General features: G+C 66.1%; 10 protein-coding genes and 1 riboswitch. All 10 genes read left to right on the forward strand.

Annotation, left to right across the window (positions count from 1 at the left end; all coding sequences use genetic code 11):
* Positions 1 to 116: 116 nt before the first annotated feature.
* Positions 117 to 1,709 (forward strand): ABC-F family ATP-binding cassette domain-containing protein, encoded by a 1,593-nt coding sequence (locus TVB01_RS04440; RefSeq protein WP_422454426.1) that lies wholly within the window; start codon positions 117 to 119, stop codon positions 1,707 to 1,709.
* A gap of 59 nt (positions 1,710 to 1,768) precedes the next feature.
* Positions 1,769 to 1,915, forward strand: a riboswitch (FMN riboswitch).
* Between the two features lie 104 nt (positions 1,916 to 2,019).
* Positions 2,020 to 2,703 (forward strand): nicotinamide riboside transporter PnuC, encoded by a 684-nt coding sequence (pnuC, locus tag TVB01_RS04445; RefSeq protein WP_422454428.1) that lies wholly within the window; start codon positions 2,020 to 2,022, stop codon positions 2,701 to 2,703.
* A 2-nt stretch (positions 2,704 to 2,705) separates the two neighbouring features.
* Positions 2,706 to 3,758: a bifunctional diaminohydroxyphosphoribosylaminopyrimidine deaminase/5-amino-6-(5-phosphoribosylamino)uracil reductase RibD gene (gene ribD / locus TVB01_RS04450; RefSeq protein ID WP_422454430.1), complete on the forward strand. Its 1,053-nt coding sequence runs from the start codon at positions 2,706 to 2,708 to the stop codon at positions 3,756 to 3,758.
* A gap of 11 nt (positions 3,759 to 3,769) precedes the next feature.
* Complete coding sequence (locus TVB01_RS04455; protein WP_422454432.1) at positions 3,770 to 4,441, forward strand: riboflavin synthase; 672 nt, start codon at positions 3,770 to 3,772, stop codon at positions 4,439 to 4,441.
* Entirely contained in the window at positions 4,438 to 5,076 is a 639-nt protein-coding gene (gene ribB, locus TVB01_RS04460) for a 3,4-dihydroxy-2-butanone-4-phosphate synthase (protein WP_422454434.1), read from the forward strand. Before TVB01_RS04455 ends, ribB begins: the two co-directional genes overlap by 4 nt.
* Entirely contained in the window at positions 5,073 to 5,705 is a 633-nt protein-coding gene (ribA, locus tag TVB01_RS04465; protein WP_422454436.1) for a GTP cyclohydrolase II, read from the forward strand. The genes ribB and ribA overlap by 4 nt, the downstream gene beginning before the upstream one ends.
* Positions 5,706 to 5,733: 28 nt before the next feature.
* The gene (gene ribH, locus TVB01_RS04470; protein ID WP_422454438.1) at positions 5,734 to 6,216 is read left to right on the forward strand and encodes a 6,7-dimethyl-8-ribityllumazine synthase; all 483 of its coding nucleotides are present in this window, start codon (positions 5,734 to 5,736) and stop codon (positions 6,214 to 6,216) included.
* 8 nt (positions 6,217 to 6,224) lie between these two features.
* Positions 6,225 to 6,719: a hypothetical protein gene (locus TVB01_RS04475; RefSeq protein WP_422454440.1), complete on the forward strand. Its 495-nt coding sequence runs from the start codon at positions 6,225 to 6,227 to the stop codon at positions 6,717 to 6,719.
* 105 nt (positions 6,720 to 6,824) lie between these two features.
* Positions 6,825 to 7,052, forward strand: coding sequence for a helix-turn-helix transcriptional regulator (locus TVB01_RS04480; protein ID WP_422454442.1), 228 nt, complete (start codon positions 6,825 to 6,827; stop codon positions 7,050 to 7,052).
* A 41-nt stretch (positions 7,053 to 7,093) separates the two neighbouring features.
* Positions 7,094 to 7,578: hypothetical protein (locus TVB01_RS04485; RefSeq protein WP_422454443.1), on the forward strand; the 485-nt coding region annotated here is incomplete at its 3' end.

Consider the following 7,578-nt stretch of genomic DNA (forward strand, 5'->3'; position numbering starts at 1 on the left):
GTAGGGATTCGCTGCCGAACGCGTCCAGTATGCGTCGGTGCTCCCGCGGGCAACAGGGGACACGGCTGGACCGATAAGATGAGTGGCTTGCTTCCATCCCGAGAGGACACCCCCGAATGAGCCTGATCAGGCTGCAGGACGTCAACGTTGGCTTCGACAAGAACCAGATCCTTCGGGAGGTGTTCTTCCGCTTGGAGCCTAAGGACCGGGTGGGGCTCATCGGCAAAAACGGTTCGGGCAAATCCACGCTGCTGAAACTCATCCTGCAGCAGATCGAACCCGATTCCGGCACTGTGAGCGTGGATGAGGGCCTGAAGATCGGGTACTTCTCCCAGTTCTCCGAACTGGCCGGGGAGTCCACGGTGACCGAAGTCCTCGACGGCCTGTTCACCGAGATCAAGGACGTGGAAGCGGAACTGGCCTCGATCGACGCGGCGCTGGGCACCGACCCGGACGGCAAGACCATGGACCGGCTGATCCGCCGCCAGGCTGAGCTCTTTGAAACCATGGACCATCTGGACGGATGGGACTATCCGCGCCGGATCGACGCGGCGCTCACCACCTTGGGATTCAGCGAAGCCCACCGCACCTGCCCGATCGATGCCCTGTCCGGCGGCTGGCGGAACCGTGCCGCCCTGGCCAAGATCCTGCTGCAGGCACCGGATGTGCTGCTGCTGGACGAACCGACCAACTACCTCGACGTCGATGGTGTCCAGTGGCTGGAAGGCTGGTTCCGGGACTTCCGCGGCGCCGCCGTCGTCGTCTCCCACGACCGGGCGTTCCTGGACGCCGTGGTGACCCGGATCATCGAAGTGGAGAACTTCCACCTGCATGAATACCCGGGGAACTTCGCCGAATATGTCATCCAGAAGCAGTTCCGGCTGAAGCAGCTGGCCTCCCAGTTCGTGCACGAATCGGAGCTGCTGGCCTTCGAAGCCGAAGGGATCGCGGACCGCCGCGAGGCTGCCAAGGCCGGCGGCCGGACTCTGGGCTCGAAGCTCGCCCGGATCAAGAAATCCCGTGCGCCGCGTCCGGTGGACCAGATCATCACCGAGATCTACGCCGGCCTGCATGTAAAGGACAACCTGTGCCGCGTGCAGGGCGTGGCCAAGTCCTACGGGGAGAGGACCCTCTTCAGCGAAGTTTCCTTCGAGATCCAGCGCGGTGACCGGCTGGTGGTCCTCGGTGCCAACGGCAGCGGCAAAACCACCCTGCTGCGGGTGCTGACCGGCGAAGAAACGCCCGACGCCGGCAAGGTCGCCTGGGCGAACGGCGCCCGGATGGTCTCCTATAACCAGGTCCTGGCGGAACTGGACGACGCCGACACCGTCACCCACGCGGTCAACGCGATGCCGGACAGCCTGGCGCTGACCGCGACAAAGAAATCCGTGAACCGGTTCCTGGCCATGTTCCAGTTCTCCGAGGCGGACCTGAAGCAGAAGATCGGCAACCTCTCCGGCGGCCAGAAGGCGCGTGTGGCCATGGCCCAGTGCCTGCTTTCGGGGGCCTCCGTCCTGTTGCTTGACGAACCGACCAACCACCTGGATCTTTCCAGCACACAGGTCATGGAGCAGGCGCTGCTGCATTTCCCGGGCGCCGTGGTGGTGGTCAGCCACGACCGGTTCTTCACGGACAAGGTCGCCAACCGGCAGCTGGTCTTCGGCACCGGCGGCGGAGCGCCCGGGGAGATCGACCTGCGTGTGGCCTGAGACACACCGCGTAAAAAGTTGAATCAGTCCAATCCACCTGTGTGAGAATATTGATTAACAAACGTGCTCCGGGGTCGGTGTAATTCCGAACCGGCGGTTATAGTCCGCGACCCGCACGTCCGGCTGGGATCCCTCAGCAGGATGTGCGGTTGAACTGGTGAAATTCCAGTACCGACAGTTAAAGTCTGGATGGGAGAAGCACGTACAGTTTGTTGTTCCGACGCTTCGGCGTACCCGATGGGGTACCTTCAGCGTCGATGCATCGCACTGTCGTACCCCCGGAGCCGCCGCTACGGGATAAGGAACGACATTGGATTTTTTGCGGTGGCTCTTTGACGCGCAGATCGCCGTGGGGAGTTCTTCCCTGCTGGTGCGCGAAGTACTTGGCAACATCTTCGGGCTGCTTAGCGCCCTCGGCGGCATGCGCCGAAAAATCTGGGCCTGGCCGGTAGGAATCGCCGGCAATGCCCTGCTGCTCACCGTTTTCCTCGGTTCGATCTTTGGCGATGCCAGCACCGCGAACCTGCTCGGCCAGGCCGGGCGGCAGGTGATGTTCATCGCCGTCGCCGTGTACGGCTGGCGCCGCTGGCAGGCCAGCAAGAGCTCGGGCGCCGACGCCGTCACTCCGCAGTGGGCCTCCGGCAGGGCACGCATCGGCCTGGTGGCGGGAATGATCCTGGGTACCGCGGCACTCACCCCCGTCTTCGGCATGCTGGGCTCCTACGAACCGGTGTGGGCTGATGCCTGGACGTTCGTCGGATCCCTGCTGGCCACCTACGGCATGGCCAAGGGGTGGGTCGAGTTCTGGCTGATCTGGGTCGCCGTGGATATTGTCGGCGTGCCGCTGCTGTTCAGTGCCGGGTACTACGCCACGGCGTTCATGTACCTGTTCTACGGGGTCTTCACCCTGATCGGGTTCTTCGTCTGGTGGCGCGCCAAGGCCAGTGAGAAGCCGCAGGTGCAGGTCTCCATGCCGGATCCGACGGTGCGGTAGCCATGACTTTCTCCGATGCGGAACGGGTGGCCATGGAGCAGGCGCTCCAGCTGGCCCGCCGGGGAGTACGCGGGGCTAACCCGCTGGTCGGTGCGGTGATCCTGGCTCCATCCGGGGAGGTCCTGGCCACCGGGTTTCACCGCGGAGCAGGAACCGCACACGCCGAAGCTGACGCGCTGGCATCCGCTGCCGCGGCGGGCGCGGACGTGCGCGGCGCGACCATGGTGGTCACCCTGGAACCGTGCAACCACACCGGCCGCACCGGACCCTGTTCACAGGCCATCCTGCGCTCCGGAATTGCACGGGTCGTGTACGCGGCCGCAGATGCCAACGACGCCGCCGCCGGGGGAGCTGCCGCTCTCACTGCCGCCGGGGTGGAGGCCGCGGGCGGACTGCTGGCGGACGAATCCCGGGACCTGAATGCCCGCTGGGCAGCCGCAGTGGCCTCCTGGCGCCCATTCGTCACGGTCAAGACGGCCCAGACGCTGGACGGCCGCACCGCTGCGGCGGACGGAACCAGCCAGTGGATTACCTCGCCCGAGGCACGGGCAGAGGCCCAGGATCTGCGCCGGCGGGCCGACGCGGTGGTGGCCGGCACCGGAACCATTCAAGCCGATGACCCCCGGCTGACCGCCCGGAGTCCGGACGGCAGCGCGGTGGAGAAGCAGCCGCTGCGCGTGGTCATGGGACACACACCGGTTCCCGCCGAGGCCGCCGTCCGGGGAACCGACGGCCGGTTCCTGCAGATCCCAACCCATGATCCCGCCGTCGTACTCGCTGAACTGTATGCCCGCGGCGTGCGGCACGTGATGGTCGAGGGCGGGGGCACCGTGGCCGGAGCCTTCCTGCGTGCCGGACTCGCCGATGAGCTGGTGGCGTACACGGCCCCGGCGCTGCTGGGCGCGGGCACTGCAGCGTTCGCGGGCCTGGGAATCGCGTCCATGTCCCAGATCCAGCGTTGGCGCTGGGACCCGGCCGGCGGCGGCGCCGCCGTGCCTGTGGGGCCTGATCTGCGGCTGCACCTTGAACCTATTCCTTTCGAAGAACCAGAGTAAGGACGTCAGACGTGTTTACCGGCATTGTCGCTGAACAGGGCAGCGTAGTTTCCCTGGAACCCGATGCCACCGGTGCCGGAAAGGTGCTGGTCATCGATGCTCCTCTCACGTCCGCGGAACTGGGGCTGGGCGGATCGATCGCCGTCAACGGGGTCTGCCTGACCGCCACGGCTATCGACGGAGCCCGCATCTCATTGGACGTTATGGGTGAAACCCTGGACCGCACCACCACCGGCGGGCTGGTGCCCGGACGGAGGGTGAACCTTGAACGCTGTGTTCCCGCCGGCGGACGGTTGGACGGACACGTGGTCCAGGGCCATGTGGACGGCGTCGGGACGCTGCGGGAACGCGAGGACCTGGGCAGCTGGGACCGGCTGCGTTTCGGTGTGCCGCCGCAGCTGGCCCGGTACATCGCCGAGAAGGGCTCGATCGCCGTCGACGGCGTCTCGCTCACCGTTACTGCTGTGAGCGCGCCGCAGGGCCCGGCGCCTTGGTTCGAGGTCGGGCTGATTCCCACCACCCTGGCCGAAACCGGCCTCGGCGACCTGCAGCCCGGAAGCCCCGTGAACCTGGAAGTGGATGTACTGGCGAAGTACGCCGAACGGTTGCTGGCGTTTGCCAGGCCTGCGGCGCCTGCGGCTTCTGCCGGCGCCGCCGCTGAAGAAGGGACGGTGCAGCCATGAGCATCCGGCTGGATCCCATCGCCGCCGCCGTCGACGCCATTGCCGTGGGCCGCGCCGTCGTCGTCGTGGATGACGAGGACCGCGAGAACGAGGGAGACATCATCTTCGCCGCCCAGCACGCCACCCCGGAGCTGATGGGGTTCACCGTTCGGTACACCTCCGGCGTCATCTGTGTGCCGCTGCCGGGCAGCTACGCGGACCGGCTGGACCTGCCGCCCATGACCGCGGTGAATCAGGATGCCAAAGGCACCGCCTACACGGTTTCCTGTGACGCTGCCCTGGGCACCAGCACCGGGATCAGCGCCGGTGACCGCGCCCTGACCTCCCGGGTGCTGGCGGATCCCGCCTCCGTGCCGGCGGACCTGCACCGGCCCGGCCACATCTTTCCGCTCCGCGCGCACGACGGCGGGGTCCGCGCCCGCCGTGGACACACCGAAGCCGCGGTCGAACTGGCGCAGCTGGCGGGATGCACACCGGTGGGTGTGATTGCCGAACTGGTGCATGACGACGGGACCATGATGCGACTGCCCGCCCTGCGGGAGTTCGCCGACGAACATGGGCTGGCCCTGGTCTCCATCGATGAACTGGTGGCGTACCTGGCTGCGGTGCCGGCATCCGCCGGAGGCCGGCGGTGAAGGGCGCCGAGAAGGTGGTCCCGGGACCCGAGGTCAAGCTGCCGACGGCGTTCGGTGACTTTACCGCCCAGGTGTGGACCGATACGCGCACCGGTGCGGAACACCTGGCTGTCTCCGCCCCCGGAACTTCCCCCGAAACCGGTACGCCGCTGGTACGGCTGCACTCCGAATGCCTGACGGGAGACGTGTTCGCGTCCTACCGGTGCGACTGCGGTGAACAGCTGGAACAGGCGCTGGGTTTGATCAGCCTGCACGGCGGAACCGTGCTGTACCTGCGCGGACACGAGGGCCGGGGGATCGGGCTGGCGAACAAACTGCGGGCATACGCGCTGCAGGAGGCAGGTGCGGACACTGTTGAGGCCAACGAGCAGCTTGGCCTGCCGGTGGATGCCCGCGACTACCAGGCTGCGGCGGAAATCCTGCTCCAAATGGGCCTGGGCCGCATCCGGCTGCTGAGCAACAACCCGGTTAAACGCGAGCGGCTGGAGGCGTTTGGCGTCACCGTGGAAGCGATGGTGCCCTCCGAAGTGCCGGTACGGGCCGAAAACGAACGGTACCTGCAGACCAAGCGGGACCGGATGAACCACCACCTCAACCTGCTGCGGGCCAATCCCGTGAAGCAGAGTTAACTCTTTCTTCTAGCAAAGGACATCAAACATGAGCGGACACGGCGCCCCCGAAAACGACGTCAGCGGCATCAAAGCCAAGGGCCTGGACATCAAGGTGGCGGTTATTGCCGCCAGCTGGCACACCGAAGTCATGAACGGACTTATCGAAGGGGCACTCCGCGCGGCGTCCGACGCCGGGCTCGGTCCCAAGGTGATCCGGGTCCCGGGCACCTTCGAACTGTCTGTGGCTGCCGCGCGGCTGGCACCGCACTTCGACGCCGTCGTGGCTCTCGGCGTCGTCATCCGCGGCGGAACCCCGCACTTTGATTACGTGTGCTCCTCGGCGACTCAGGGGCTGACCGAGGTCAGTGTCCGGACCGGAACGCCGGTCGGGTTTGGGGTGCTGACGTGCGACACCGAGGAGCAGGCGCTGGACCGTGCCGGGCTGGAGGGGTCTTCGGAGGATAAGGGGTATGAGGCGCTTGCTGCTGCGGTGAATACCGTGGCTGCCCTGCGCGGGGCCGGGGCTTGAGTACTTCCTTGAACCGGAAATCGCTTCAGGCGGACGGATTTACCGGCTTCCGGCCCATCGCGGGCTTGGAAATAAACCGCATCCCGCAGCGGCAGGGCATCTTTGCCGTGCTGCGTCCCGCAGGGTTTGAACCGGTGTTCCTCGACCAGAGCACCGCCGGCACCTTCAAGCGGAAGAACCCCTCCCTGTCCCAGGCGGTCCTGGCGGAGGAATGGGTTCCGGACGCGGACGTCCTCTTCTTTGGGAAGGCCGGTCCCGGCAGCAAGGGCAACCGCGGGCTGCGCCGCCAGATCCAGGAGTTCGTGGACTTCGGGAAGGGCAAGCCGCCGGGGCACTGGGACGGCCGGCTGGTCTGGCAGCTGGCTGGTGCCGGAAAGCTGCTGGTCGCGTGGAAGGAGCTTCCGGCGGAAGAGCTCAATGAGGCCCTCGCGGCGCATCACGAGCAGTTCCGCCAGCTCCATGGCCGGCTGCCGTTCGCGAACCTGGTGCAGGCGCGGGGGTAGTTCTGCGCGTTCGCGGCCCTGCTCGCCAACCTCGCATCTGACGGATAGAAAGGGAAATGTCGGGAATCCTTGACTTTTGGTGTCAAGGATTCCTAACATTGCGGCATGGTTCCTCGAAAGGCTGACTTTGCAAGCCCGGTGCGTGAGCGCCGGAAGCAGAAGCGCATGACCCAGGCTGAGCTGTCCGAGCTGGTGGGGGTAAGCCGGCAGACGATTATCGCCGTCGAGCAGGGCGACTATGCCCCGTCTGTATATCTTGCCCTGAAAATTGCGCGCGCCTTGGACGGGACTGTTGAGGAACTCTTCATCGACGAGTCGGGAGACAGGAAATGACACGCAGGCCGAGCCGGCTTGACCGAGCCGCAGGGAGAGTTATGGACTTGGACAGCCCCGCCTACGGTGACGAACGGGAGCGGTCCGTTTTCATGGAGTCCAATGCCTTTGGCTTGACGGTGGGACTCTATGCGGGCCTCCTGGGGGCCGTTATCTCCGCAGTTTTTGGGTTGTTCCTCCTACCTGCGGCGCTGTTGGTGCTGACGGGGATGCTTCCGTCTCTCGCCGCGCTTTGGTATGCGCGGCGGCGCGGTGTCAATCCGGCGAAGCTCGCAGAAAGTGCCGGTGCCAGGTCCACCATGGTGGGCATGGTCGTCTTCGGCATCGGTATGGTGCTTACTTTCGCGGCAATGTCCTACGCCGTGTTCGCGGGGCATCCGCTGATCAGCCCGCTGCAGTTTGACGTCACCCCCGGTGAAGGGTTCGTTGGCGGGATGGCGCAGGGGGCCGTGGTCGGCGGCATGATCGGCGGAGCCGCTGCCATCATGGGCGGGGTATCCGGCTACCGGCGGGCTAACCGGGGGCG

It is taken from the genome of Arthrobacter sp. 7Tela_A1, assembly GCF_049311065.1.
Lineage (GTDB): Bacteria > Actinomycetota > Actinomycetes > Actinomycetales > Micrococcaceae > Arthrobacter_B.

Coding starts and splice junctions, on each gene's coding strand:
- TVB01_RS04440 (WP_422454426.1), top strand. CDS start 117: ATGAGCCTGATCAGGCTGCAGGACGTCAACGTTGGCTTCGACAAGAAC.
- ribH (WP_422454438.1), top strand. CDS start 5,734: ATGAGCGGACACGGCGCCCCCGAAAACGACGTCAGCGGCATCAAAGCC.
- ribB (WP_422454434.1), top strand. CDS start 4,438: ATGAGCATCCGGCTGGATCCCATCGCCGCCGCCGTCGACGCCATTGCC.
- ribD (WP_422454430.1), top strand. CDS start 2,706: ATGACTTTCTCCGATGCGGAACGGGTGGCCATGGAGCAGGCGCTCCAG.
- TVB01_RS04480 (WP_422454442.1), top strand. CDS start 6,825: ATGGTTCCTCGAAAGGCTGACTTTGCAAGCCCGGTGCGTGAGCGCCGG.